Below are 25,885 nucleotides of genomic sequence, written 5' to 3' on the forward strand. Positions count from 1 at the left end.
CCAGCGCCGCCTCCATCGCCGGGCCGAGCCGCTCCAGCTTCGCCTGCTCCCGCTCGTCCTCGTGCTCGGCGAACTCGGGCATCACCTCGCGGGCGAACAGCTCCAGCGACTCGCAGATGTGCTCGTGGCGGTTGCGCCCCGCCTGCGACACGAAGATCACCTGGTCGACGCCGGCGGCCTCGTAGGCCTTCAGCAGCTCCCGCACCTGTGCCGGTGTCCCGATGGCGCCCCGCAGCGAGCCCAGGCCCTGCTCGAACAGCTGCGCCCCCAGCGTCCGGCCGGTCTGCGCGGCGATGGGCCGGCTGAAGCCGAACAGCTCCCGTCGCTCCTCGAACTCCTCCCACACGTTGGTGCGACCCGGCCGGTGCTGGCCGAAGACGTAGTAGTGGCCCAGGCTGTAGCCGAAGAAGTGGGCGCCGTCGATGCCCCGGTCGATGGCCGTCTGCTCGTCGGCGTGGCACATCATCGGCAGCACGATGGCGACGTTGGGGTTCACGGCGAAGCCGCCCGGCACGCACTCCTCGGAGGCGATGGTCGAGTAGTAGTCGTCCACCCAGGCCTTGGCCTCGGCGGCCTCGACGAAGCTGAACGTCAGCGCCCCGATGCCCTTCTGGGCGGCGAGGTGGATGGTCTCGTGGCGGCTGCAGGCCACCCACAGCGGCGGGTGCGGCTTCTGCAGCGACTTGGGCACCACGTTGCGCACCGGCATCTCGAGGAACTCGCCCTGGTAGCCGGCGAACGGCTCCTCCACGAACATCCGCGAGAGGGCGTCGAGAGCCTCGGTCCACTGGGCCCGCTTGGTGGCCCGGTCGACGAGGAAGCCGTCCAGCTCGGTGGCCGACGAGGCCTCGCCGGTGCCGAGGTCCACCCGCCCGTTCGACAGCAGGTCCAGTGTGGCCGCCCGCTCGGCCACCCGGGCGGTGTGGTTGAAGCCGAACGGCAGCTGCACGATCCCGTGGCCCAGCCGGATGCGCTCGGTGCGCTGGCTGGCGGCGGCCAGGAACACCTCGGGGGCCGACGAGTGGGAGTACTCCTCGAGGAAGTGGTGCTCGACCTCCCACACGTAGTCGATGCCCAGCCGGTCGGCCAGCTCCACCTGCTCGAGGGCCTCGTGGAGCAGCTTGTGCTCGCTGTCCTCAGCCCAGGGACGCGGAAGTTGGTGCTCGTAGAAGATCCCGAACTTCATGTCGGGAGGCTAGATCTTTTTGCACTCGTCGTGCGATCAAGAGTGCAGCCCGCACTCCGTCTTCTGGCGGCCGGCCCAGCGGCCCGAGCGGGGATCGTCGGGGTCGAGCGGCAGCTGCGTGCAGGGCTGGCAGCCGATCGACGTGTAGCCCTGGTGCAGCAGCGGGTTCACCGTGATGTCGTGGTCCTCGATGTAGCCCTGCACGTCGAGGTCGGACCAGTTGGCGATCGGGTTGACCTTCACCAGGCCCCGCAGGTCGCGGGTCACGATCGGGGCGCTGCCCCGGGAGACGGCCTCCTCGCGGCGCAGGCCGCTCATCCACGCCGCCTTGCCGGCCAGCGCCCGGTCGAGCTGCCCGACCTTCACGGCCGAGCAGCAGTTCTCCGGGTCGATCTTCCACAGCTCTTCGTCGTGGTGGGCCACCGTCATCATCTTGAGGTTGAGCCCGTAGCGACGCCGCACGTCCTCGACGGTCTGCAGCGTCTCGGGGAAGTGGTAGCCGGTGTCGATGAACACGACCTCGATGGCCGGGTCGACCTTCACCGCCAGGTCGATGAGCACGGCGTCCTGCATCGACGCCGCCAGCGACAGGTGCGGCGCGAACGTGTCGACCGCCCACTGGATGATCTTCGGGGCGCTGAGGTGCTCGAACTCGCGGTTCAGCTCGGCGAGCTCTTCGTCGTGGAGTTGGGGAACCGGCAGCGCCGGAGGTTCGACGAGGAAGCTCATACTCCCGCGCACTCCCCTTCGCCGATCTCGCCGGTGAACGGGCCGGTCTCGTCGTAGTCCACGTAGTAGTCGGGTGCCTCGTCCGGCAGCGGGAACTCGTCGAACGACTTCAGCTCGGTGCCCACGGCCTTGGCGCCGCCCACCCGGTCGAGCCACTGCCGGAAGGTCTCGCCGGCCTCACGCTCGTTGGCGAACCGTCGCACGACGGCGATGGTGGCGTCGGGTGCCGCCTTGGCGGGCAGACGGGTGGCCCGCTCGCCGAAGTGGACCTGCGTCTGGCCGACGTAGCCGCCCAGCAGCATCTGGTAGCCCGGGGCGCTCTTGCCGTGCGCCCGGCGCTCGGCGCCGTAGAACCCGATGTCGGACTGGTGGTGCTGGCCGCAGCTGTTGGTGCAGCCCGAGATGTTGATGCGCAGCCCACCGACCTCGCCGAGGCCCTCCTCCTCCAGCTTGTCGCCGATGGCGGAGGCGAGCCCGCGGCTCTGGGTGACGGCCAGGTTGCAGGTGTCGGCACCGGGGCAGGCGACCACGTCGCGCACCAGCTCGGCGCCGGGTTCGGCCATGCCGATGTCGGCCAGCCGCTCGAACAGCGACGGCAGCTGCTCCTCGGTGAGGCCGCGGAAGGCCACGTTCTGCCGGTTGGTGAGCCGCACCTCGAGGGCGAGGTCGCGCTGGATGGCCGCGAGCGCCCGGAACTGAGCCGCGGTCACGTCGCCCAGGCGGGCGTAGGCGATGGCGGAGACGGTGCCCTTGGCCGAGCCCCGCACGACGTTGGCGTCGTCCCAGCGCCCGTAGGGATCCTTGCGGGTGATCGACACCGCCACGCCCTGGCCGATCACCGTCGGCGTGGCACCCGCGGCGACGCCGGCCGGTGCGTCGCCTGCCTTCTCGACCTCTTCGGGGATGCCGCCCGGCCACGACGAGGAGCCCACCAGCAGGCGCCGCTCCTTGATGATCCGGGCCTGGACGTCGTCCCAGCCCATCGTGTCGACCAGCCACTTCATGCGGGCCCGCAGCTTGTTGTCGCGGTTGCCGTGGTTGTTGAACACCCGCAGCACGGCCTCGATGGTGGCCAGCAGCTGTTCGCGGGGCGTGAAGGCCTCGAGGGCCAGCGCCGGGTGCGGGTTGGCGCCCAGGCCGCCGGCGACGAACACCTGGAAGCCGGCCTCGACCGAGCCGTCCTCGTGGGTGTGGGTGGTGGCGACCACGCCGACGTCGTTGAACATGGCCTGGCCGCAGTCGGTGGCGCAGCCGGAGAAGTTGATCTTGAACTTGCGGGGGAGGCGCTGGCCGATCGGGTTGCGCACGAAGTGCCGGTAGGTGGCCTCGGCCCACGGGGTGATGTCGAGGTTCTCGTGGGGGCACACGCCGGCGAAGTGGCAGCCCATCACGTTGCGCACGGTGTCGCCGCAGGCCTCACGGGTGGTCATCCCGGCGTGCGCCAGCTTGCGCATCAGCTCGGGCACCCGCTCCAGCTCCACGAAGTGGAACTGGATGTTCTGCCGGGTGGTGATGTGGCCCCAGCCCCGGGAGTAGTCGTCGGCGAGGTCGGCCATCAGGTCGAGCTGGTGGGGGAGGAGCCCGCCGTAGGGGATCTTGATCCGCACCATCTGGTTGTGGCCGCCCTGGCGCTGACCGTAGATGCCGTTGTTCAGGCGGAAGATGCGGAACGCGTCCTCCTCCAGGTCGCCGGTGAGGTAGCGGGCCATGATGGTCTCGAACTTGTCGGCATCGGCGAGCTGACCGGTGTCGACGTCGAGGACGTTCGGTTGGGGCATGTTGGCGTCTGCTCCCTGGACGACGGTGTGCGGCTCAAAAGCTGACTGGCGCGATCGGGAATCGAGTCTACGAGACGAAACCCGACCCGGCCACTCGACATTCCCCGCTACCCCACCATTCAGGCATCAACGAACGTTCCGGGGCCAACGTTTACTGTCGGCGTCATGGCTACCACGGACAGTGGCATCGCGGTGCCTGCGGGGCCGCGGCTCGCCCCGCGGTCCCGGCGCGCCCGGCCGCTCCGCCCGCTCGCCACCGCCAGCTACCAGCCGATGGAGCCGCCCGAGCCGGAGTCCGTCGCCCGGCCGCGGGTGCTGCTCACCTACGCCGTGCCCATGGTCGTGGTGGGCGTGCTGGCCCTCCGCTGGCACGACCTGCCGCCGCTGCTCCTCGACGGCGTCCGCGCCGAGCTGTGGTCCACCTGGAGCCACCAGCTCAGCGGCGGCGGCTCGTCGTCGTACCCGATGACCCGGGCCGTCGAGGCGGGTGCCGTGTGGCTGGGCCTGTCGCCGGCGCTGCTGACGGCGGCGGTCGCGGTCTACGCCGCGGTTGCCGTCACGTCCCTCGCCCGGGCGTTCGTCCGTCCTCCGGCGGCGTCGTTCGCCGGGGTGTTCGCGGTGGTCAACCCCTACGTGCTGGCGACCCTGCCCGACCCGCGGCCGCTGGTCGCCGTGGCCACCGCAGGGGCGCTGGCCACCATGGTCTGGGCCCGCCGGACGACGCCGCTCGCCGTGGTGCTGGTCCTGCTGCCGGTGTCGTGGCTGGCGACGGAGCCGCTGCTGCTCGTCGCCCTCGCCGTGTGGACGCTGGGCTGGGCTGCGGGGGTGGCGGTCGCCGACGGCCGTCGAGAGCTCGGGCAGCTCGTGCGGCTGGGGGTGTGGGCGGTGCCGCTGGGGCTGCTGTCGCAGCTGTGGTGGCTCGTGCCCCTGGCGACCACCTGGGGCACGCTCCGGGAGGGGATCGCCGTGCGGCCGTCCGGCCTGTTCACCTCGACGGCGGTCGCCGTCGTCGTGCCGCTGGTCGTCCTCGGCGCCGCCGAGCTGCTCGACCGCCGGCTGCCGCGCCCGGGCCGCCATCGTCGTCGTCGCTGGCGGGCGTTGCCGGCCGGCGCCCTGACCGTGGCGATCGCGCTCGGCGTCCTGGCCCTGCCGCTGCCGCTGTGGACCGGCGATGTCGCCTCGGGCTCAACGGACGCCGACCGCTGGACGCCGGTGGCCGCGGCGGTCGACGGCTCGGCCGTCGCCGGGAAGGCCCTGGTGCTCCCGGTCGCCTCGCCCGCCGACGGGCTGCCGGCGCGAGTCCGCCGCCCGGTCCTGCAGCGCGCCACCGACTCGTCCTTCCGGCTGCCCGACGCCCTCGACGACCGGCTCCGCGCCGTCGACCGCCTGCTCACCCGGGGCGACGCCGCCGCGGTCGGCCCGGCTCTCGACCAGCTCGGCGTCTCGCACCTGGTGATCCGGCGTGACGCTCCCGGGCGGGTGGTGGCCACGGCCGCCCGGTTGCGGGGCTGGCGGCCCCTGGCCCAGTCCGACGTGGCCGACGTCTTCGAGCGGGTGCGCCCGGCACCGCTGGTCGACGTCCTGCCGGCCGACGCCGACGGCGTCCCGCCCCGCCTGGCCTGGGCCCGCCACGACGCCGCGCACTACGAGGTCGACGTCCGCGCCTCGGGCGGCGGCCCGTTCGTGCTCACCCTGGCCGATACGTTCGGCGCCGGCTGGCAGGTCAGCGGCCTGCCGCCCACCTGGTCGGCCCGCCACGGCGTGGTCGACGGCTACGCCAACGGCTGGCGCATCGAGGGCGAGGGCACGGCCACCCTGCACCTCCGCCACCGCCCCACCCAGCTGGCCCAGATCGCCGCCCTGGTGTCCGTCGCCGCCCTCGCCGCCGCCGTCCTCCTGGCGCTGCGGAACTGGGCCCAAAACGGGCGTGACCCCGCTCCCGGAGGAACGGGGTCACGTGGGTGTGGTGACGCGCACCTTACATGATCATCGCGGTGTGCGCTTGTCGACCAGCTCCGCAACACGGAAAGCGAGATCCAGCGACTGACGGCCGTTGAGCCGGGGGTCGCACATGGTCTCGTAGCGGTCGTCGAGGTCGGCGTGGCCGAGCGCGTCGCCGCCCCCGATGCACTCGGTCACGTCCTCGCCGGTCAGCTCGATGTGCACGCCGCCCGGCCACGTCCCGCAGGCCTGGTGGGCGGCGAAGAAGCCCGCCAGCTCGGTCATGACGTCGTCGAAGTCGCGGGTCTTGCGGCCCGTGTCCGACGTGAAGGTGTTGCCGTGCATCGGGTCGCAGGTCCACACCACCGGGTGCCCGGCGTCGCGCACGGCGGTCAGCAGCGGCGGCAGCTTCTCCTGCACGGCCGCGGCTCCCATCCGGGAGATCAGCGTGAGCCGCCCCGGCACCCGCCCCGGGTTGAGCTGCTCGCACAGCGCCAGGATCTCGTCCGGCGTCACCGACGGCCCGATCTTGCACCCGATCGGGTTGCCGACCCCCCGCAGGAACTCGACGTGGGCGCCGTCGACCTGGCGGGTGCGCTCACCGATCCAGAGCATGTGCGCCGAGCAGTCGTACCAGTCGCCCGTGAGCGAGTCCTCCCTGGTCAGCGCCTCCTCGTAGCCGAGGATCAGCGCCTCGTGGCTGGTGAAGAAGTCGACCTCGTGGAGGTTCTGCTGGCTCTGCGTGTCGATCCCGCAGGCCCGCATGAAGCTCATCGCCCGCTCGATGTCGTCGGCGAGCCGCTCGTAGCGCCGCCCCGACGGGCTCGAGGCCACGAACTCCTGGTTCCACTGGTGCACGCGGCCCAGGTCGGCGAAGCCACCCTTGGTGAAGGCCCGGAGCAGGTTCAACGTGGATGCCGACTGGTGGTAGGCGCGAACCAGCCGGTCCGGGTCGGGGATGCGGGCCGACGCGTCGGGGTCGCTGCCGTTGACCATGTGCCCCCGGAACGAGGGGAGCTGCTGGCCGTCGATCGTCTCGAAGTCGGCTGACCGGGGCTTCGCGAACTGCCCGGCGATGCGCCCCACCTTTATGACCGGCACGCCCGTCGAATAGGTGAGCACCACCGCCATCTGCAGGACGATCTTGAGCTTGTCGCGGATGCCATCGGCGGAGAAGGCGTCGAACGACTCGGCGCAGTCGCCGGCCTGGAGCAGGAACGCCTGGCCGTTGGCGACCTGGGCCAGGTGGCTGGTGAGCGCCCGGGCCTCGCCGGCGAAGACGAGGGGCGGCACCGCGGCGAGGTCCTTGAGGACGCGCTCGAGGGCTTCGGGATCGGGCCACGGCGGCTGCTGGGCGGCAGGCCGGAGTCGCCAGGTGGAGGGGGACCAGGGGTCGGTCACGGCCGACAAGCCTGTACCGCGCCTTGACGCGCCGCAAAGCGGGTTTCGCCACGTGCCCAAAACGAGGCCAACCGCCCCCGGGGCGGGATGGGGGCGGTCGGCCATTCAGGGGAGCCGGGGGGCGGGAGCCCGGCATCCCCGGTGGGACTGATCATCTGATGTGAGCCTACCGGTGGTAAGCGAAAGCCCTATGCGGCGCTCGAACGGGCGAGCGCCTCTTCGCGCACTGCCTCGACAGCCCGCTTGACCAGGCGCCGAGCGGCTTCGGCGGTGACGCCGAGCTCCTCGCCGACCTCGCGGTAGCTGCGCTTGCGACCATCGGTGAGACCGAAGCGCTGCTCGACTGCGTAGCGGGCCCGCTGATCGAGCACGCCGAGCAGGTCGTGCAGGCCCTGCTCCTCTTCCCGATCGACCAGCACCTGCTCCGGCGTCGGCACGTCGGCTGCCAGCAGGTCGACCAGCTCGCTGCCGTCGTCGTCGCCGACGGGGCGGTCGAGCGAGGTGGGGGTGGTCAGGCGGTAGAGCCGGGCGTTCTCGTCGTCGAGCTCCTCGCCGTCGCCCGCCACCTGGCGCAGCGCAGCCCGCAGGGAAGCGGACCGGTCGCCGGGCAGTCGCACGAGGCTGGCCTTCTGGTCGAGGGCACGACCGATGGCCTGCCGGATCCAGAAGGTGGCATACGTCGAGAACTTGAAGCCCTTGCGCCAGTCGAACTTGTCGACTGCGTGCTCGAGACCGAGGTTGCCCTCCTGGATCAGGTCCAGAAGTTCCATCGACGGGGGGAGCGGATAACGGCGAGCGATGCTCACCACGAGCCGCAGGTTCGCCCGGATGAAACGGTCCTTGGCGTCGGCGGCGTCCTTGACGGCCTTGCGAAGCTCACGGCTGCGCTCACCCGCGTCGAGCTCAAGCTGGGCGGCTCGACCGCGCTCAATGATCTGCGACAACTCGCGCTCCTCACTTGCGGTGAGGAGAGGCACAAGGCCGATTTCGTTCAGGTATTGACCCACGGAATCACTCATCTCGTATCCGTCAACCAGGAGTACCAGGAAGTGATTCCCCCGATCAGGCGGTTTTCAATCCGCGTGAAGCGGAAAGGATGCATACATGCAGGTGCCGGTGTTGCTGGCTGATCCACCGGTGACCGATGTCACCCAGTACCTGGAACAGGGAGGTGGCCAAGGCTACAGCCGGGCAGTCGCATTGGGTCCTGGGGGCACCATCCAGGAGGTCATCCTCTCCGGATTGCGGGGACGAGGTGGTGCGGGATTTTCGACGGGTCGCAAATGGCAGTCCGTACGGCAGACCGCGCGCTCCGTGGGGGAGACAAATCGGGCATTTGTCGTGGCCAACGGGGCCGAAGGAGAGCCCGCGACCTTCAAGGATCGGGCACTCATGCGGGCCAACCCATTCGCGGTGATCGAGGGTGTGGCCATTGCCGCGTTCGCGGTGGGTGCGGAGCGGGCGTTCGTGGCGATCAAGGAGAGGTTCGTCCCCGAGACCGAGCGCCTGGCGCAGGCGATCGAGGAGCTGAGTACCGCCGGCGTGGTCGGCGACGTGCCGATCCAGGTGGTGCTGGGGCCCGACCACTACCTCTACGGCGAGGAGACCGGGCTGCTCCAGGTGATCGAGGGCGACTCGCCCCTGCCCCGCAACCTCCCGCCGTACCTGCACGGCCTCTTCGCCAGCACCCCGGCCGAGGGCTGGAGCGCACCGCCGGCAGGTGTCGTCACCGAGCACACGGCGTCGAACCCGACGCTGGTCAACAACATCGAGACCCTCTCCGCGGTCACGCAGGTGCTGGCCAGGGGACCCGAGTGGCACCGGTCGCTGGGGACGGAGCGGTCGCCGGGGGTCGTCGTGGCCACGGTGGTGGGCGACGTGGCCCGGCCCGGGGTCGGCGAGGTGGAGCTGGGCACGCCGCTGTACGAGGTGATCGAGCAGGTCGGCGGGGGACTGGCGCCGGGGAGCGACTCGGTGAAAGCGGTGCTGTCGGGCGTGTCGAACCCGGTGATCACCGGCGATCAGCTCGACGTGCCGTGCAGCTACGAGGGCATGGAGGCGATCGGCACCGGCCTGGGCGCCGCCGGCTTCATGGTGTTCGACGAGACGACGTCGATGGTCGAGGTGGCGCAGCTGATCTCACGCTTCCTCTACGTCGAGTCGTGCGGCCAGTGCCCCGCCTGCAAGCTGGGCACCGGCGCCATCACCGACCACCTCGACGACCTGGCGGCGGGTCGGGCGGAGGTCGACGACCTCGATGTCGTCGCCTACCGGCTGTCGACCGTGACCGACGGGAACCGGTGCTACCTGCCGGTCGAGGAGCGGCGGGTGATCGCCAGCATCCTCCAGGCATTTCCCGAGGACGTGGCCGCCGCGTTGAGTGGAGAGGGGCTCCCGGCCCGGGGTCTCGTGCTGCCGAAGATCGTCGATATGGCGGACGGCAAGGTCGTCTACGACGAGTCACAGTCGCGTAAGCAACCCGACTGGACTTATCGTGAGTGAACGGGTGCGTTGCGTGATGTTCGGGGTATGGCGAAAGCCAAATGACAGGCTGCCGTCTTTGGATCCCGGACACCGAATAGCGTCGATCTCGTGATCGTGAGCGAGCGTCTCGGCATCTTCGGTGGCACCTTCGATCCACCACATGTCGGACATCTCGTGACCGCGGTCAACGTGCGCCACGAGCTGTCGCTCGATCGCGTGCTGCTGGTGGTCAGCGGGCGGCCGTGGCAGAAGCTGGGGACCCGTCCGATCACCGACGCCGAGGACCGCTTCGCGCTGGTCGAGGCGGCGGTCGGCAGCGTCGACGGGCTGGAGGCGAGCCGCATCGAGATCGACCGGCCGGGCATGTCCTACACCGCCGACACCCTGGCCGAGCTGGCGAAGGCCGAGCCGGCGCCGGAGCTGTTCGTGATCCTGGGTGCTGATGCCTCCGCCGGGATCATGTCGTGGGAACGCGTCGAGGACGTCCGGGAGCAGGCGACGATCGTGGTGGTCGACCGGCCCGGGGCGGTGGTCGTGGACCCGCCGCCGGGGTGGTCGTGGGAGCGGGTGGAGGCGCCGCGGCTGGAGGTGTCGAGCACCGACCTGCGGGCCCGGGTGCTCGACGGCCGCCCACTCGACTACCTGCTCACACCCGACGTGATCGACTGCATCGAGGCCCGGGGCCTCTACCGGGAGCGTGTCACCTCGTGACGTCGTGGCAGACCCCGGCCGAGGCGGCCCCGACGGATGCACCGTCGGGCAACGGCGGCAACGGGGTCGACGGCAGCCGGCCGACCGAGGTCGACGCCGGTGACGACGCCTTCACGCCGCCGCGGCGGACCAGCAAGCGGGCCCGGGCCGCGGCTCGCCGTCGGGCCGCCCGCGGCTCGTCCTCGTCGACGGCGGCACCGGCTCCGGTTGCCGGGGACACGACGTCGCCGGTGCGCGACGGCGTGGTGGGGGAGTTCGTGGGGTTGGTCGCCGCGGGTGGGATCGGTGCGGCTGCGGGGTTGGTCGAGGCGCCCGCACCGCCGGTCGCCCCGCAGCCCGAACCCCTGGGGGAGCGGCCGAGGCGGGGGCCCCGGGCCCGGAAGATCCGGCGGCGCCAGCGCCTGGTGGTGGTCGCCATGGTGCTGCTCGTGGGGCTCGGCGCCGGTCTCGTCGTCGTCGGGCTCGACCGGGTGCGCGGCAGCACCGCCGGCACCTACGTCGACGCCACGCTCCGGCCCGACGAGCCCGGCTACGTCGCCCTGGTCACCCCGACGCCCACCATGCTCGTGCTGCAGCGCGACGCGTCCGACGAGCTCGTCGGCGTGGCGCTGCTGGGGCTGCGCTCGCAGGACGAGGGCGGCTCGGTGGTGCTGATCCCGGTCGCCACGCAGGCGCCGTTCGCCGAGGAGGGCGACGACCTGCGCAGCGTCTACACCGACGGTGGCGCCGACACGGTGGCGACCCAGCTCGAGCTGATGCTCAACCTCTCCATCGGCGACACGGTGGAGCTCGACGACACCGGCTGGGCGTCGCTGGTCGATCCGGTCGGGTCGATCTCCATGGTGCTGCCGGCGCCGGTGGGCGACTGGCCCGCGGGGCAGGTCGACCTGGCCGCCGCCGACGTCGGCTCGTTCCTCGCCGCCCGCAACGACGACGAGAGCGAGCTGGCCCGCCTCGACCGCCAGGAGCTGTTCTGGGATGAGTGGCTGCCCCGGGTCCGGGCCCAGGGCGACGACGCGGTGCCGGGCGAGTCCGACGTCGGGCTGGGGCGCTTCGTGCGCGGCCTCGCCGCGGGCACGTCCGAGGTGGTCGCGCTGCCGGTGGCCTCTGCGGCCTGCTTCTGCGAGCTGTTCGAGCCGAGCGAGGACCTGGCCCCCGAACTGGTCGCCCAGGCGGTCCCGTACCCCCAGGAGCCCAGCGTCGGCGCCCGGGTGCGGATCCGGCTGCTCAACGGCACCTCGGTGCCCGGTCTGGCCGTGCAGGCGGCGGCGCCGTTGGTGGAAGCCGGTGCCGAGATCGCCCTTTCGGGTAATGCCTCGTCGTTCGCCGAGCCACGCACCCGTTTCATCTACGGCAAGTCACGCTTGCGACAGGACACCAATAGCCTGCGTGACGCGCTTGGGGTCGGTGCCGTCGAGCAGGCGTCGTCGGACGAAGAAAGCGTGGAACCGGCCGACGAGGCCGATCGGATCGATGTCACAGTTGTCCTGGGAGCAGATGCCCCCGAGGTCATCAGGAGGTTGGAGAGCACTGGCTGATATGACGCAGGAGCGGGAGGGGGCTCGCCGGCTGGCCATCGCGGCAGCCCGGGCGGCGGACGAGAAGGGTGCCAACGACATCGTGATCCTGGAGGTGGGCGACGTCCTCGTCGTGGCCGACGAGTTCGTGGTGGCGTCGGCCGCCAACGACCGCCAGGTGCGAGCGATCGTCGACGAGATCGAGCGCCAGGTGGGGGAGGCCGCCGACCTCGCCGGGAACACCAAGCCGTTGCGGATCGAGGGCCGCAGCGAGCGGCGCTGGGTGCTGATGGACTACGGCGACGTCGTCGTGCACGTGTTCCTGCAGGAGGTGCGCGACTACTACGAGCTCGAGCGCCTCTGGGCCGACGTGGCCCGCATCGAGTGGGCGGCTCCGGCCCTGCGCAGCTAGACGGGTAGCTAGACCGCGATCAGCACGGCGGAGACGCCGGCGACGGCCAGGCCGGTGCGCTGCACGCTGCTCATCCGCTCGCCGAGGCCGTAGCGGGCGAGCAGGACCGTGCCCGCGGGGTAGAGCGCGGTGAGCACCGACACCACCGACAGCAGACCGTGGGTCAGGGCCAGCACGTAGAAGACGTTGGCGGCGGCGTCGAGCACGCCGGCGCCGACGGCCGCACCCGCTGCCTGTCGGGGCGGGGCCGCCTGGGTCACCCTGGCGATGCCGAGCAGGGTGAAGAGGGCCACCGAGGCGCCGCGGGCGCCGACCAGCGGCCAGATCCCCGTGGAGTCGCCGGCGGCGTTCAGCGCCGTGAAGAACAGGCCGAAGGCGAGTCCGGCGCCCGCCGCCAGCGCCAGGGCGTGGACGCGGTTGCCGCCGGGGCCGTCGGCGGCGGCGCCGTCGCGGGAGACGAGGGTGATCGCCACCAGGGCGAGGGCGATCCCGCCGAGCGCCATCGCTCCGGGCCGCTCGCCCGAGCCGACGCCTGCGGCCACCGGCACGGCGGCGGACAGCAGGCCGGCGACGGGGGCGACCACGCTCATGCTGCCGATCGCGAGGCCCTGGTAGAAGAGCGTGACGCCCAGGGCGCCGACGATGCCGGCGCCGGCGCCGATCAGGAGGCCCCGGGCCGTGGCGTCGCCGCCGACCACGGGCGCGGCGGCGAGCAGCAGCACCAGGCCGACCACGTGCGACCACAGCACCACCGCGGTGGTGGGGGCGCGGCGCGACGCGACGCCGCCGAGGAAGTCCCCGGCGCCGTAGGCGAGCGCGGCGGTGAGAGCAAGGATCGAAGCCATCTTTTCCCCGAGCGGGTCACTGGAGTGACCGCCCGGATCACTGTAGAACACCGGTCAACACCTTGCACCAGGCGGTCAGTACGCTGTACCGCGTGCCGGATGCCGAAGCCACCGCCAACGCGGTCGCCCGCAACACCCGCCGCCTCCGCACGGCCAAGGGGTGGAGCCTCGACCAGCTCGCGGTGCGCAGCGGGGTGAGCAAGGGCATGCTCGTCCACCTCGAGCAGGCCCGCACCAACCCGAGCCTCGGCACCCTGTGCAAGGTGTCGGAGACGCTCGGCGTGTCGCTGGCCGGGCTGGTCGAGCTGCACGAGTCGCCGTCGGTGCAGGTGGTGCCGCCGGGCGAGACCGTGCGGCTGTGGAGCGGCGAGGCCGGCAGCGCCGGCGACCTCCTGGCCGGCTGCGACGAGCGCGACCACGTGGAGCTGTGGCAGTGGAGCATCGCCACCGGCGACGGGCTGAGCTCCGAGGCCCACATGGACGGGACTCGGGAGCTGCTGCACGTGCTCGACGGCACGCTCACCCTGGAGGTGGACGGGGAGCCACACGCCGTCCGGGCCGGCGGTGCCGCCGTGTTCCAGGCCGACCGGCCGCACAGCTACCGCAACGAGCACAAGCGGACCGTCCGGTTCGTGATGGTGGTGCTCACGCCCGACGACGGCGAGCCGTCGGGTGCGTGGGGCGTCGCCGGCCGCCACTTCGACGAGCTACCCGACTAGAGCCTCCGGTCTACGGGCCCGGCCTCGGGTCGACGCCGATCGGGTTGGGGTAGGGGAGGGCGTTCGTGTCGGCGATGCGGGCGGCGAGCGGGCGGAGGGCCTCGGCTAGGCGGTCGAGGTCGTCGGCCGGAGTGCTCGCGTAGGCCGTGGCGGCCAGGCGGTCGGTGGTGTCCTCGATGCGCTGGTGCCCGCGGACCCCGGCGGCGGTGAGGGTGCCGTCGTCGTCGAGCCAACCCCGGCCGGCGAGGCGGGCGGTCGCCGCCGCCCAGGCTTCGTCGGACCACCGGCGGTTGGTCTGTAGCAGCTTGGCGCCCGCCTCGCCGTAGGCACCGGCGGCCGCGGCCAGCACCAGCGCGGCGCAGGGGTCGACGTCGGCGGTGAGCAGCGCCGCCACGTGGCCGTCGCCCCGGTGCTCGCGCAGCACGGTCGCCGCCCACCACAGCCGGGCCAGGGGCCGAGCGTCGGGCGGGATCGGCAGGGCGCGGTGCGCGGCGGCCAGCGGGCGGCCGCCGATCGGGACCTCGCGGGCGATCCCGATCGCCACCTCGGCCGCCGCCGCGACCTCCTCGCCGTCGGCCAGGGGGCCCAGCGCGCCCCGCAGCGTCACGTCGGCCAGCTCCGCCCGGGCGGCGAGCACGGCCTCCGGCGAGGCCCGGGTCCAGGCGTCCGGCAGCGCCCGGGCCACCATCGACGGCTCGAACACGTAGAACGCCGCGGTCACGACCTCCGGGCCGACGGGCCCCAGCGCCGCCGAACGGGAGGCGAAGTAGCCCATCCCGAACCCCCGCAGCCCGACGGCGTCGAAGCGCGCCCGGGCGTCGGGAGCGAAGTAGACGACCCCGTGGATCGGCTCCAGCAGCCGCCAGAACCGTCGGGCCACGTCGCCCATCAGCGCACCTCGACGCCGGCGTCTCGCAGGGCGGCCAGGGCACGCTCGCCGTCGCCGGGTTCGAGTTCGACCGGGCGGACGGCGGCCGCCACCACGGTGGTGGGGTGGCCGAGGGCGACGGCGTCGAGGGCGGTGGCCTTCACGCAGTAGTCGGTGGCGAGGCCGACGATCACCACCCGCTCGACCCCCGCGACCTGCAGCACGTCCTGGAGGCGGGTCGGGGTGGTCGCACCCGTCACGGGGTCGGCGACGGTGAAGCCCGAGTAGCCGTCCTCGCCGCCGGTGCCCTTGCGGACCTGCTCACCCTCGACGAGCAGGGCCGGGTGGAGCGCGGCGCCCCAGGTGCCGGCGACGCAGTGCACGGGCCAGGTGCCGCCGTCCTTGGCGAAGTGCGGGGTGTCGGGCGGGTGCCAGTCCTGGGTGTAGGCGACCGTCGCCCCGGCGTCCCGGGCGGCCCGCACCTCGGCGTTGACCGCCTCGATGGCGGCGTCGGCGTCGGTGACGTAGAGGCTGCCGGCGGGGTCGGCGAAGTCGTTCTGCACGTCGACCACCACCAGCCCGGTCCGTGGGTCGTAGCCCGCTGGCGACATGGGGTGGCTCCTTCCGGGGTGGTCAGGCCCCGAGGTGCTGGGTGAACCAGCGGAGGGTGCGGCTCCAGGCGTCGCGGGCCGCGTCCTCGTCGTAGGCGGGTCGGGCGTCGCAGTGGAAGCCGTGCCCGGCGTCGGCGTAACGGACGATGTCGGTGGCGACCGGGGTCTTCTGCAGCCGCACCCGGAGCTCCTCGACCCCGTCGACGGGGATCCCGGTGTCCTCGTCGCCGAACAGCCCCAGCCACGGCGTCTGCACCCCTTCGACCTGGTCCATCAGCGCCGTGGGGGACAGGGGGTTCGGGGCGACGATCCCGCCCCCGTAGAACGTCACCGCGGCGCCCAGCTCCCGGTGCGCGGCCACGAGGAAGGCGACCCGCCCGCCGAAGCACCAGCCGACGATGCCGATCTGCTCGTCGGCGAAGCCCGCCTGGTGGAGGTGCTCGAGCGTGGCGTCGACGTCGGCGAGGATGCCGTCGTCGGTCAGGCCCTTGAAGAGCTCCCGGACCTTGGTGAAGTCGTCGTAGGGCACCACGCCCCCGCCGGCCCGGTGGAAGAGCGTGGGCGCGGCGGCCAGGTAGCCCGCCTCGGCCGCACGGCGGGTGACGTCCTTGATGTGGTCGTTGACGCCGAAGGCCTCCTGGACGATCACCACGGCGCCGCGGGGCGCCCCGTCCGGCGTGACCTGGTAGATCGGCATCGGTCCGTCGGGTGTCGTGAGCTCGATCTCCGCGGTGTCCACTGGCGCTCCCCGTTCGATCTGTGCGACGCGGGCGAGCGTACCGGCCTCGCGGATCCGGTCCGAAGTCAGACTTCGTCGGTGCTCTGGGGGATCCAGCGCGGCGGCCGCTTCTCCATGAACGCCTGCATGCCCTCGCGGGGTTCGTCCGACTCGTCGAGCGCCCAGAACATCGTCTGGTAGTCGACGTCGCCGTAGCGCTCGTTGAGCATGCGCTTCACATGCATGCGGGCGGCGGGCGCGGTCCGCAGCACCTGGTGCGCCGCCTCGAGCGCGGCGGGGCGCAGCTCCTCATGGGGGACGACCCGGGAGATCACGCCCAGGCGCTGGGCCTCCGCGGCGTCGAACCTGCGCGCCGAGAGCAGCAGGTCGCGGGCCACCGCCAGGCCGACGTGGGCGGGCAGCGCGGCGGCGTAGGTGGCGTCCGGGATGCCGCGCAGCAGCTCGGGCACCCGGAAGGTGGCCCGGTCGCTGGCCACGGCGATGTCGGACATCATGGCGATCAGCAGCCCACCGGCCTGGCAGATCCCGTTGACGGCGGCGATCACCGGTGCCCGGCTGTCGCGGATCGTGAGGAAGGGGAGGACGTCCGCCCCGACGACGTCCGGCACGGACTCGCCCGGCTCCGAGCGCCCGCCGAGGTCGCCGCCGGGGGCGAACACGTCGCCCGTTCCCGTGATGATCAGCGCGGCGAGGTCGGGGTCGGTGTTGACCAGGCCCACCGCCCGCTTCAGGCCGTAGTACATGGCGGGCGTCAGCGCGTTCCGCGCCGCCGGGCGGTCGATGGTGCACCAGGCGATGGGCCCTTCCCGCTCGAGGCGGAGGGCGGAGGTGCCGAGGTCGTCGTCGGTCACGCGGTACCGATGCCGTGGAGTAGGAGGACCCACAGCTCGTCGGCAGCGTCGCCGCCGTCGGGGCGCACCGGCGTGCCGCCGATGGTGGCCGAGAAGGCGTCGAAGCTGATCGCCAGCAGCACCACGCCGGCGATCCGGCGGTGGTCGAGGTCGGGACGGATGGCGCCGGCCACGGCCGCGTCGTCGAGCACCTGCACGAACAGGGAGACGAGCGGCACGTAGGCCTGCGACGCCTCGTTCGGGTGCCCCGTGAGCAGCTGCTGGGCGAACTCGGACAGCGCCGGGCTGGGCCGATCCTTCGACGGTTCGTCCTTCGGCAGGGGCCGGCAGAGCCGGTAGTACTCGACCGAGGCGAGGCGGAGCCGTTCGATCGGGTCGTCCTCGGCGGCGATCAGCTCCTGGAGCCGCTCGGCGGTGGAGCGGACGGACTCCTCGAACAACGCCAGCAGCAGCTCGTGCTTCCCGGCGAAGTACTGGTAGAAGCTACGGAGCGACTGGCCGGAGCGGTCGACCACCTCTTGGACGGTGAACTCCTTGCCCGAGTCTGTGTGCATCAGCTCGAGCGCGGCATCGAGGAAGCGCTGGACCCGCTTCTCCGCCCGCAGTCGGGCGGGGTCGAGCGACCGCGTCACCGCCAGCTCCCGCCAGCTCACCGGACGATCGGTCGCCGAGCCATCGGCTGCCGGTTCGTTCGTCGCCATCGGCGGCAGCGTAGTCCGTGCCGAAGTGTTGTTTCCCCATTTTGAGAACCTGACTATTGCGACGCCCTAGTTCGAGCCCGCGATGTCGAGCACGACCTTCCCGATCGCCCGGCCGTCGGCGACGTAGCGGAGGGCGGCGGGCGCCTCGTCCAGGGTGAAGGTGGCGCCGATGTGCGGGGTCACTCGCTGCGAGGCGAGCAGCTCCATCAGCTCGCGCTCGTCGCGCTCGGCGTCGGCCGGCGCGTGCAGGGCGAAGTCGCGGATCTGGAAGCCGATCACGTGCACGCCCTTCAGCAGCACCAGGTTCAAGGGGATCCTCGGGATGACGCCGGACGCGTAGCCGACGGTCACGAACCGGCCGCCCCACCGCAGCGCCCGGAGCGCGGGTTCGGCGAGGTCGCCGCCGACCGGGTCGACCACCACGTCGGCGCCCTCGGGCAGCGCTTCCCTCAGGGCCTGCCGCAGGTCGCCCGCCCGATGGTCGACGAGGTTCCCGGCGCCGTTGGCCGCGGCGACGGCGAGCTTCTCCGCCGACGACGCCACGGCCGTGACCGAGGCGCCCAGGACGGCGGCGAGCTGCACGGCGGCCAGGCCGACACCACCTCCGGCGCCGAGCACGACCACCTCGTCGCCCGGTCGGACCCGGGCGACCGACCGGAGCACGTGGTAGGCGGTGCGGTGGGCGACCGCGAACGCGGCGGCGAGGCGGTCGTCCACACCCGGGGGGATGTGTCGGACGGCCGCCGTCGCCACGACTGCCTCCTCGGCGAAGGCGCCGAAGAGCACCGTGCCGAGCACCCGGTCGCCGATCGCCACCTCGGTCACGCCGTCGGCGACCTCGGTGACCACGCCGGCGAGCTCGCTGCCCGGCACGAACGGCGGCGGCACGGTGACCTGGTACTGGTCGGCCACCAGCAGCACGTCCGGGAAGTTGACCGCCGCGGCGTGCACCTGCACCCGCACCTGGCCGTCGCCGAGCGGCGGCGCCGGGACGTCGGTGACCTCCACCACCTCCGGCGGGCCGTACGCCGGGCAGACCGCGGCCCGCACGTCAGCGGCCCGTCCACACGGGCGGGCGCTTCTCGACGAAGGCCGTCGCCCCTTCCCTGGCGTCCTCGCTGCCGAACACGACCGGCTGCAGCTCGGCCAGCCGCTCCCGGGCCCGAGCCGGGTCGACGACGCCCAGTCGGACGAGCTCCTTCGCCGCCGCCACCGCCAGCGGGCCGTTGGCGGCGATCCGCTCGGCGAGGTCCACTGCGGTGGCCAGCACCTCGTCGGGCGCCACGACCGCGTTGACCAGCCCCAGCTGGTAGGCGCGCTCCGCGCTGATCGGCTGCCCGAGCAGGTTCATCTCCAGGGCGACGCCCAGCGGGACCCTCGTCCCGAGGAACGTGCCGCCGCCCGCGGCGAACAGCCCGCGCTTCACCTCGGGCAGCCCGAACTGCGCCGCCGACGACGCGACGATGACGTCGCACCCGAGGAGCAGCTCCAAGCCGCCGGCGACGGCCGACGCGTTGGCGGCCCCGACGAGCGGCACCGTGACCTGCCCTGCCAGCAGCCGGTAGAAGCCGGCCATCGCCTCGGGATCGCCGGCGGACATGTCCGCGCCGTCGGCGAAGGCGCGGAGGTCCATGCCGGCGCAGAAGGCGCGGTCGCCGGTGCCGGTGAGGACCACGGCGCGGATCTCCGGGTCGGTGTCGGCCTCGTTCACGGCGGCGCCGAGCGCGGCCATCACCGCCGGGTTCAGGGCGTTGCGGGCCTCGGGTCGGTCGATGCGCAGGACGAGGATCGCGCCCCGCCGCTCCGTCACCACGTCCGGGGTGGTGTCGCTCACGACGGGTAGTCCGTGCTCTCGGCCAGCTCGGCGGCGCCCGCCATGAGGTCGAGCACCACGGGGCCGAACGCCAGGAGCTTCTCGTCGTCGCCGGCGCGCTGGAACCCCTGCTCGAGGACGATGGCGAGCTTCCAGCGGGCCAGGATCACGTAGTAGTCCATGTCGTCGACCTGCCGGCCCGACACCGCGGCGTAGTGGGCGAGGATCTGCGCCCGTGACGGCATGCCGCGGAGGTCGACGTAGCTCGACTCGGCGGCGTCGGGGGCGTTGGTGTCCTCGGGCCAGGCCTGGACCATCCAGGCGAGGTCGAGCTTCGGGTCGCCGACCGTGCCCATCTCCCAGTCGACGATGGCGGCCAGCCGCGCCGGGGCGCCGTGGTGGTACATGACGTTGGCGAACTGGTAGTCGCCGTGCATCAGACCGGGGATGTAATCCAGCGGCCGATGCGCCCCGAGCCACGCCGAGGCGACGTCGAGGCCCGGCAGCTCGCGGCCCTTGATCCGGTCGAGGAACCTGGTCCAGCGGTCGACCTGGCGCTCGTGGAACCCGTCGGGCCGGCCCAGGTCGTCGAGGCCCTTCGCCTTCCAGTCGACCCGCGACAGCAGGGCGATGCCCTCGGCCAGCTGGTAGGCGAGCCCTTCCCGGGCGACGAGGTCGGTGTCGAAGGGGGCCGGCCAGCCCTCGTGGTCGAGGTCCATCGGCGACCAGCCCTCCACGAACCCCATGAGGTAGAAGGTCCGGCCGAGCACCGAAACGTCCTCGCACACCGCCACCGCCGCGGTGTGGGGCACGTCGGTGCCGTCCAGCGCCTCGATGATCCGCCACTCGCGGATGATGCCCTGGTCCCGGCTCTCGGGCGCCGTGGTCGGCGGGATCCGCATGGCGCAGTGCAGGTCGCCGCGGCGGATCTCGTAGATCTCGTTCTGGGTGCCGCCCGAGACGAAGCGGTGCTCGATCGGCTCGCCCTTGCCGGGCAGGCCCTGGCTGTCCATCCAGATGTCGAGCCGGGTGATGTCGATCACAGGTTGCCCACCTCGTGCTCGAGGAACTCGGCGTACTTGGCCCGGGCGGCCTCCCGGAGCTTCGGGATGTGCTGCGTGGGCCACAGGTCGTCGGTGGCCTTGTGGTCGCGGAGTACCTGCCGGGCCACGGTGACCTTGTGGACCTCGGTCGGGCCGTCGGCCAGGCCCATGATCCCGGCACCCATCACCATCCTGAGGAACGGCATCTCGTTGCTCACGCCGAGCGCGCCGTGCACCTGCATGGCCCGCCAGGCGATGTCGTGCAGCACGTCGGGCATGACCACCTTCGCCGTGGCGATGTCCTTGCGCACCTTGCGGTAGTCGTTGTGCTTGTCGATCGACCAGGCGGTGTAGAGCACGAACAGCCGGAACTGGGTGAGCTGGGCGTACGAGTCGGCGATGTAGCCCTGCACGAACTGCTTGTCGGCGAGGAGGCTGCCCTGCGTCTCGCGGCTGAGCGCCCGCTCGCACATCATGTCGAGCGCCCTGCCGGCCATGCCGATCGTCCGCATCGCGTGGTGGATCCGGCCGCCGCCGAGGCGGGTCTGGGCGATGGCGAACGCCTGGCCCTCGCCGCCGAGCAGCGCGTTGGCGGGCACCCGGACGCCGTCGTAGTGGATGAGGGCGTGCGACCCCTCGTCCGCCGGCTCGCCGGCCAGGCCCACGTTGCGCACGATGTCGATGCCGGGGGTGTCGCTCGGCACCAGGAACATGGACATGCCCTTGTACGGGCTGACGTCGGGGTTCGTCACGACCATGACGATGAGGAACGCCGCCGTCCGGGCGTTGGACGAGAAGAACTTCCAGCCGTCGATGACCCACTCGTCGCCGTCCTTGACGGCTCGTGTCGTGAACATCGTCGGGTCGGCCCCGGCGTGGGGCTCGGTCATCGAGTAGCAGGAGAAGATCTCGCCCTCGAGCAGCGGGCGGAGGTACCGCTCCTTCTGCTCCTCCGTGCCGTAGTGGGCGATGATCTCGGCGTTGCCGGTGTCGGGCGCCTGGCACCCGAAGACGATCGGGGCCCACGACGAGCGGCCCAGGATCTCGTTCAGCAGCGACAGCTTGAGCTGGCCGTAGCCCTCCCCGCCCAGCTCGGGGCCGAGGTGCGTGGCCCACAGCTTCTGGCGCCGCACCTCCTGCTTGAGCGGGTCGATCGCCCGCCGGCGCGCGTCGTCGAGCGGCGTGAACTCCAGCCCCGGCCACACGAGGTCGAGCGGCTCCACCTCCTCCCGCACGAACGCATCGGCCCAGTCCAGCTTGGCCTGGAACTCAGGGTCGGTCTCGAAATCCCACATCGTGGTTCCCCCTCTTCGTGGATCTCAGAATATGATTCTGGCTGTGGAGAATGCAATGCGGGATGCGGCGACGGGAGGCGGGGCCGACGACGTGGCGGCGCGCATCGCCCAGCGGACGCTGGCCAAGCGGGGCGCCGAGTACGAGGGGGAGGTCCGGCGCCTGCTCGACGCCGCGCTCGACGTGATGCGGCGCTGCGGCACCACGTCGCGTCCCCGCGTGGCCGACATCGTGGCGGCCGCCGGGCTGTCGAACGACGCCTTCTACCGGTACTTCCCGTCGAAGGACGCGCTGGTCGCCGCCATCCTCGAGGACGGCGCCGAGCGGCTGCGGAGCTACCTCGCCCACCAGATGGCCAAGGAGGCGACGCCGGAGGGCAAGGTGCGGCGCTGGGTGGAGGGCGTCCTGGCGCAGGCGGCCGACGAGGACATCGCCTCGACCACGCTGGCCGTGCTGTGGAACGGCGACAGCCTGGGCGATGGCCTGGGCGACGGCCACGCGGCGGGCCGTCCGTCCACCAAGGGCCCGCTGGCCACGCTCCTGCGTGAGCCCTTCGCCGAGCTGGGCAGCGCCGATCCGGACCTCGACGCGTCGCTCGCCGCCCACGGGGTGGTCGGGAAGCTCTCCGACTACCTGTGGGGGCACGTGCAACCCAGCCCCGCCGAGATCGACCACGTCGCCGACTACGCCCTCGCCGTCGTCATGGCCCGACCGGCGTCGTCCTGACTCGCAACATGACGCGTCGGGCCGGTCGCAGTCGCAGTCGCCGTCGTTGCGGTGTCGAGCGACCGTTTCGGTTCGTCGGCGCCGCAACGTGTGCTGGCCGGGCCGAAGATGCGGCGCGGGGCGACCGTTTCGGTTCGTCGGCGCCGCAACGAGCGCGGATGCGGGCGCTCGTTCTCGCCGACTACGCCCTCGCCGCCGTCGCCGGTTGGAGCAAAGTTGACTGAACTGTTAGTTTTCGCTGGGCCCCGTCGATCAGGAGCTGTGGATGGATCTCGAGTTGTCGGAGGAGGAGTCCGAGCTCCGGGACAACGTGCGTGCCGTGTTGGCGGGCGTGTGCCCGCCGGCCGTGGTGCGGGCGGTCTACGAGGGCAAGGGCGACGCGGCGCCGGTGTGGGCCCGGATGGTCGAGCTGTACTGGCCGGCGCTGGCGATCGCGGAGGACCACGGTGGCCTGGGCCTGGGGTTCGTCGAGGTGGCGCTGGTGGCCGAGGAGCTCGGCCGGGCCGTGGTGCCGAGCCCGTTCCTGGCCACGGTGACGCAGTTCGCGCCGGTGGTGCGGGAGCTCGACGCCGCCAACGGCCTGCTGGATCGGGTGGCGGCCGGAGAGGTGACCGGCACCGTGGCTCTGGCTGAGAGGGGTTCGTGGGAGCTGTCCGCGGTCACGGCGACCGCGGAGGAGTCGGCTGAGGGTTGGGTGCTGCAGGGCACGAAGAGCGCGGTGCTCGACGGTGCCGAGGCCGACGAGGTGCTGGTGGTGGCCCGGGGTGCGGAGGGCCTGGGCGTGTTCGTGGTGCCCCGCCCGGCCCTGGCGATCACTCCCCGCACGGTGGTCGATCCGACGTCGCCGCTCGCCGACGTGGTGCTCGACGGTGTCGTGGTCCCGCCCGACCGTGTCCTGGCCGCCCCCGGCACGACCGGGGTCGCGGAGGCGCTGGAGCGGGCCGGGCAGGAGGCGACCGTCGCCCTGGCCGCCGCCACCGTGGGCGCCTGCCGGGTGATCTTCGAGCAGACGGTGGAGTACGCGAAGGTGCGCGAGCAGTACGGGCGGCCGATCGGCTCGTTCCAGGCCTTGAAGCACCGGATGGCCGACATGTACCTGGCCGTGGAGCGGGCGCAGTCGCTGTGCTACTTCGCGGCGCTCACGATCGCCGAGGACGACCCCCGCCGGGCCGAGGCGGCGTCGATGGCGAAGGCCGCGGCGGGGGAGTGCCAGCGCCTGGTGGTGCAGGACGGCCTGCAGCTCCACGGCGGGATCGGCATGACCTGGGAGCACGACCTGCACTTCCTGTTGAAACGGGCGATCGCCGGGGACGCGCTGTACGGCAACGCCGTGCACCACCGCTCGCGGCTCGCCCAGATGCTGGGGCTGGTGGCATGAAGCTGACCTTCGGTGACGACGTCGAGGCCTTCCGGCAGGAGTTCCTGGCCTGGCTGGCCGACAACCGGCCGACCGCGGAGGAGATGGCCGCCGACCCCGCGGTGTCGTCCGCCCATGTCCCCGAGTGGGCCAGCCGCTGGACCCGGCGGTTGTTCGACGCCGGCTGGCTCGTGCCCGGCTGGCCGCCCGAACGTGGCGGCCGCAATGCCGGGCCGGTCGAGGTGCTGGTGTACCTGGAGGCGCTGTCGAGGGCGGGGGTGCCGCGCACCACCAACCCGCAGGGGCTCGGCATCGTCGCCCCGTCGATCCTCGACTACGGCACCGACGCCCAGATCAAGGACTACGCCCTGGCCGTCCTCCACGGTGAGAAGGCCGCGTGCCTGGGTATGAGCGAGCCGGGCGCCGGCAGCGACCTGGCGTCGCTGAGCACCCGGGCAGTGCTCGACGGCGACCAGTTCGTGATCAACGGGCAGAAGGTCTGGACCTCCGGCGCCAACTACGCCGACTTCTGCTTCCTGTTCTGCCGCACCGACCCCGACGCGCCCAAGCACAAGGGCATCAGCGTGATCCTCGTCGACATGAACACGCCCGGGATCACCGTCCGGCCCCTGGCCGAGATCGTGAAGCCGGAGCATCCGGACCTCAACGAGGTGTTCTTCAGCGACGTCGTCGTCCCCAGGGAGAACCTCGTCGGCAAGATGAACGACGGCTGGGCCATGGCGAACGGTTCACTGGCCCACGAGCGCGGCATGGTCTGGCTGAACTTCGTGATGCACATGGAGCAGGACGTCGCGTCCCTGCTCGCGCAGGCCCCCGCCGCGCTCGCCCGCATGGAGGCACCCGAGCGGGCCGTGGTGGCCGACGGCCTCGTCGAGTCGATCATCGACGCCACCGCCGCCCGCTGCCTCGGTTACCGGGGCTTCGCCAAGCTGGTCCGCGGCGGCTCCGCCCCCGAGCAGGCCCTCATGAAGGCCTTCTGCAGCGAGGCCCAACGCCGCATCACCCTGCGGTCCGCCGAGATGAGCGCCGACCACACGGTCGACATCGGGGTGACCCCGGCGAGCGACCCGACCTGGATCGAGCGCTACTTCACCTCGTACGGCGGCACGATCTCCGCCGGCTCGTCCGAGATCCAACGCAACATCATCGCCGAGAAGGTCCTGGGGCTCCCCCGATGAGCGTGATGCAGCACTTCGTCACCTACCCCCTCGTCGCCCACCCCTACAGCCCCGAGCTGGTCACCAAGCCGGCCCTGGTCCGCTTCGCCACGCGGGCCGAGGAGCTGGGGTTCGACGGGATGGGCTTCACCGACCACCCGGCGCCGTCCCAGCGCTGGCTGACCAACGGCGGCCACGACGCGGTCGACCCGTTCGTGGCGTTCGGCGTGGTGGCCGCCGTGACCGAGCGGCTCCGCCTGATCCCCAACATCCTGGTGCTCCCGTACCGCAACCCGTTCGTGGTCGCCAAGGCCGCGTCGACGCTCGACGTGCTGTCCGACGGCCGGTTCGTGCTGGCCGTGGCCACGGGGTACCAGCGGGCCGAGTACCGGGCCCTCGGCGTCGACTTCGAGGAGCGGAACCAGCTCTTCGACGAGGCGCTGGAGGTCATCAAGGGCGTGTGGTCCACCGACGACTTCGCCTACGAGGGGCTCCACTTCACGGCCAAGGGCCAGACCGCCAACCCGAAGCCGGGCCGGATCCCCATCTGGATCGGCGGCAACAGCGCGCTGTCCCGCCGCCGGGTGGCGACGTCGGGCGACTGCTGGAGCCCGTTCCCGGCGCCGGCGCTGCTGGCGCAGACGGCGAAGACCCCGGTGCTGGAGACGATCGACGACCTCCTGCCGATGCTCGACCACCTCTGGCACTGCGTCGACGAGGCCGGTCGGGACCGCAGGGAGATCGACGTCTCGATGTCGGCGCTGGGCTGCGCGTCGCCCGGCGACGCGGCGTTCGACCCCCAACGGCACCTCGACACGCTGGGCGCCCTGGCCGACCTCGGCGTGACCTGGACGAGCACCGGCATCCCCGGCGACAGCCTCGACCACGCCCTCGAGGTGCTCGAGGAGTACGCGACCACCGTCATCGCTCCGATGGCGGCGGGCAAGACGTGACGCATCTGTCAGCAACCCAGGTGAGCGAG

The 25,885-nt window shown here is 72.2% G+C and carries 25 protein-coding genes; 10 read left to right on the forward strand and 15 right to left on the reverse strand.

Translation table 11 applies throughout. The features are described 5' to 3' along the window. From VK611_17335 to VK611_17345, 3 genes are all read right to left on the reverse strand, one after another. The coding region (locus VK611_17335) for an LLM class flavin-dependent oxidoreductase (GenBank protein HMG43099.1) at positions 1 to 1,186 on the reverse strand (1,186 nt) is incomplete at its 3' end. 36 nt (positions 1,187 to 1,222) lie between these two features. Continuing rightward, positions 1,223 to 1,915 (reverse strand): phosphoadenylyl-sulfate reductase, encoded by a 693-nt coding sequence (locus tag VK611_17340; GenBank protein HMG43100.1) that lies wholly within the window; start codon positions 1,913 to 1,915, stop codon positions 1,223 to 1,225. Continuing rightward, entirely contained in the window at positions 1,912 to 3,693 is a 1,782-nt protein-coding gene (locus VK611_17345; protein ID HMG43101.1) for a nitrite/sulfite reductase, read from the reverse strand. Before VK611_17345 ends, VK611_17340 begins: the two co-directional genes overlap by 4 nt. Positions 3,694 to 3,858: 165 nt before the next feature. Here VK611_17345 and VK611_17350 point away from each other — a divergent pair, with 165 nt between their 5' ends. Beyond that, positions 3,859 to 5,679 carry a hypothetical protein gene (locus VK611_17350; protein HMG43102.1) on the forward strand — a complete coding sequence of 607 codons (1,821 nt, stop codon included), beginning with the start codon at positions 3,859 to 3,861 and terminating at the stop codon, positions 5,677 to 5,679. Here the strand turns inward: VK611_17350 and VK611_17355 are convergent, their stop codons facing one another. Next, positions 5,680 to 7,035, reverse strand: coding sequence for a 3-deoxy-7-phosphoheptulonate synthase class II (locus VK611_17355; GenBank protein ID HMG43103.1), 1,356 nt, complete (start codon positions 7,033 to 7,035; stop codon positions 5,680 to 5,682). A 188-nt stretch (positions 7,036 to 7,223) separates the two neighbouring features. Then, a complete protein-coding gene (locus VK611_17360; protein ID HMG43104.1) occupies positions 7,224 to 8,054 on the reverse strand; it encodes a sigma-70 family RNA polymerase sigma factor in 831 nt (276 codons plus the stop codon). Positions 8,055 to 8,139: 85 nt separating this feature from the next. On the opposite strand from VK611_17360, the gene VK611_17365 reads away from it, so the two are divergent. The 4 genes from VK611_17365 to rsfS all read left to right on the forward strand — a co-directional run bounded on the left by VK611_17365 (position 8,140) and on the right by rsfS (position 12,159). Beyond that, on the forward strand, positions 8,140 to 9,537 hold the full coding sequence (locus VK611_17365) for an NADH-ubiquinone oxidoreductase-F iron-sulfur binding region domain-containing protein (GenBank protein HMG43105.1): 1,398 nt from the start codon (positions 8,140 to 8,142) through the stop codon (positions 9,535 to 9,537). Between the two features lie 90 nt (positions 9,538 to 9,627). After that, positions 9,628 to 10,230: a nicotinate-nucleotide adenylyltransferase gene (gene nadD / locus VK611_17370; GenBank protein HMG43106.1), complete on the forward strand. Its 603-nt coding sequence runs from the start codon at positions 9,628 to 9,630 to the stop codon at positions 10,228 to 10,230. Next, positions 10,227 to 11,768, forward strand: a complete 1,542-nt coding sequence (locus VK611_17375; protein HMG43107.1) for an LCP family protein — start codon at positions 10,227 to 10,229, stop codon at positions 11,766 to 11,768. Before nadD ends, VK611_17375 begins: the two co-directional genes overlap by 4 nt. A 1-nt stretch (position 11,769) precedes the next feature. After that, the gene (gene rsfS, locus VK611_17380) at positions 11,770 to 12,159 is read left to right on the forward strand and encodes a ribosome silencing factor (protein ID HMG43108.1); all 390 of its coding nucleotides are present in this window, start codon (positions 11,770 to 11,772) and stop codon (positions 12,157 to 12,159) included. 8 nt (positions 12,160 to 12,167) lie between these two features. Here the strand turns inward: rsfS and VK611_17385 are convergent, their stop codons facing one another. After that, the gene (locus VK611_17385) at positions 12,168 to 13,004 is read right to left on the reverse strand and encodes a DMT family transporter (GenBank protein HMG43109.1); all 837 of its coding nucleotides are present in this window, start codon (positions 13,002 to 13,004) and stop codon (positions 12,168 to 12,170) included. Positions 13,005 to 13,096: 92 nt separating this feature from the next. Here VK611_17385 and VK611_17390 point away from each other — a divergent pair, with 92 nt between their 5' ends. Next, positions 13,097 to 13,723, forward strand: a complete 627-nt coding sequence (locus VK611_17390; protein ID HMG43110.1) for an XRE family transcriptional regulator — start codon at positions 13,097 to 13,099, stop codon at positions 13,721 to 13,723. 10 nt (positions 13,724 to 13,733) lie between these two features. On the opposite strand, the gene VK611_17395 is transcribed toward VK611_17390, so the two are convergent. The 9 genes from VK611_17395 to VK611_17435 all read right to left on the reverse strand — a co-directional run bounded on the left by VK611_17395 (position 13,734) and on the right by VK611_17435 (position 21,644). Continuing rightward, entirely contained in the window at positions 13,734 to 14,612 is an 879-nt protein-coding gene (locus VK611_17395; GenBank protein ID HMG43111.1) for a hypothetical protein, read from the reverse strand. Further along, the gene (locus tag VK611_17400; protein ID HMG43112.1) at positions 14,612 to 15,202 is read right to left on the reverse strand and encodes an isochorismatase family protein; all 591 of its coding nucleotides are present in this window, start codon (positions 15,200 to 15,202) and stop codon (positions 14,612 to 14,614) included. Before VK611_17400 ends, VK611_17395 begins: the two co-directional genes overlap by 1 nt. 22 nt (positions 15,203 to 15,224) lie before the next feature. Then, the gene (locus VK611_17405) at positions 15,225 to 15,941 is read right to left on the reverse strand and encodes a dienelactone hydrolase family protein (GenBank protein HMG43113.1); all 717 of its coding nucleotides are present in this window, start codon (positions 15,939 to 15,941) and stop codon (positions 15,225 to 15,227) included. A gap of 65 nt (positions 15,942 to 16,006) precedes the next feature. Then, complete coding sequence (locus tag VK611_17410) at positions 16,007 to 16,792, reverse strand: enoyl-CoA hydratase/isomerase family protein (GenBank protein ID HMG43114.1); 786 nt, start codon at positions 16,790 to 16,792, stop codon at positions 16,007 to 16,009. Next, positions 16,789 to 17,493, reverse strand: a complete 705-nt coding sequence (locus VK611_17415; GenBank protein HMG43115.1) for a TetR/AcrR family transcriptional regulator — start codon at positions 17,491 to 17,493, stop codon at positions 16,789 to 16,791. The genes VK611_17410 and VK611_17415 overlap by 4 nt, the downstream gene beginning before the upstream one ends. Positions 17,494 to 17,559: 66 nt before the next feature. Next, positions 17,560 to 18,543: an NADPH:quinone oxidoreductase family protein gene (locus VK611_17420; protein ID HMG43116.1), complete on the reverse strand. Its 984-nt coding sequence runs from the start codon at positions 18,541 to 18,543 to the stop codon at positions 17,560 to 17,562. Between the two features lies 1 nt (position 18,544). Further along, positions 18,545 to 19,327: an enoyl-CoA hydratase-related protein gene (locus VK611_17425; GenBank protein HMG43117.1), complete on the reverse strand. Its 783-nt coding sequence runs from the start codon at positions 19,325 to 19,327 to the stop codon at positions 18,545 to 18,547. After that, a complete protein-coding gene (locus tag VK611_17430) occupies positions 19,324 to 20,349 on the reverse strand; it encodes a phosphotransferase family protein (GenBank protein HMG43118.1) in 1,026 nt (341 codons plus the stop codon). The genes VK611_17425 and VK611_17430 overlap by 4 nt, the downstream gene beginning before the upstream one ends. Further along, entirely contained in the window at positions 20,346 to 21,644 is a 1,299-nt protein-coding gene (locus VK611_17435) for an acyl-CoA dehydrogenase family protein (protein ID HMG43119.1), read from the reverse strand. Before VK611_17435 ends, VK611_17430 begins: the two co-directional genes overlap by 4 nt. A 43-nt stretch (positions 21,645 to 21,687) precedes the next feature. Here VK611_17435 and VK611_17440 point away from each other — a divergent pair, with 43 nt between their 5' ends. The 4 genes from VK611_17440 (at position 21,688) to VK611_17455 (ending at position 25,856) form a co-directional block, all read left to right on the forward strand. Further along, positions 21,688 to 22,368: a TetR/AcrR family transcriptional regulator gene (locus VK611_17440; GenBank protein HMG43120.1), complete on the forward strand. Its 681-nt coding sequence runs from the start codon at positions 21,688 to 21,690 to the stop codon at positions 22,366 to 22,368. 265 nt (positions 22,369 to 22,633) lie between these two features. Beyond that, positions 22,634 to 23,746: an acyl-CoA dehydrogenase family protein gene (locus tag VK611_17445; GenBank protein ID HMG43121.1), complete on the forward strand. Its 1,113-nt coding sequence runs from the start codon at positions 22,634 to 22,636 to the stop codon at positions 23,744 to 23,746. Next, positions 23,743 to 24,924, forward strand: coding sequence for an acyl-CoA dehydrogenase family protein (locus VK611_17450; GenBank protein ID HMG43122.1), 1,182 nt, complete (start codon positions 23,743 to 23,745; stop codon positions 24,922 to 24,924). Before VK611_17445 ends, VK611_17450 begins: the two co-directional genes overlap by 4 nt. After that, positions 24,921 to 25,856, forward strand: a complete 936-nt coding sequence (locus tag VK611_17455; protein HMG43123.1) for an LLM class F420-dependent oxidoreductase — start codon at positions 24,921 to 24,923, stop codon at positions 25,854 to 25,856. The genes VK611_17450 and VK611_17455 overlap by 4 nt, the downstream gene beginning before the upstream one ends. Positions 25,857 to 25,885: the final 29 nt, after the last annotated feature.

It is taken from the genome of Acidimicrobiales bacterium, assembly GCA_035316325.1.
In the GTDB taxonomy this organism is placed as follows: Bacteria; Actinomycetota; Acidimicrobiia; order Acidimicrobiales; family VFJN01; genus DASXTK01.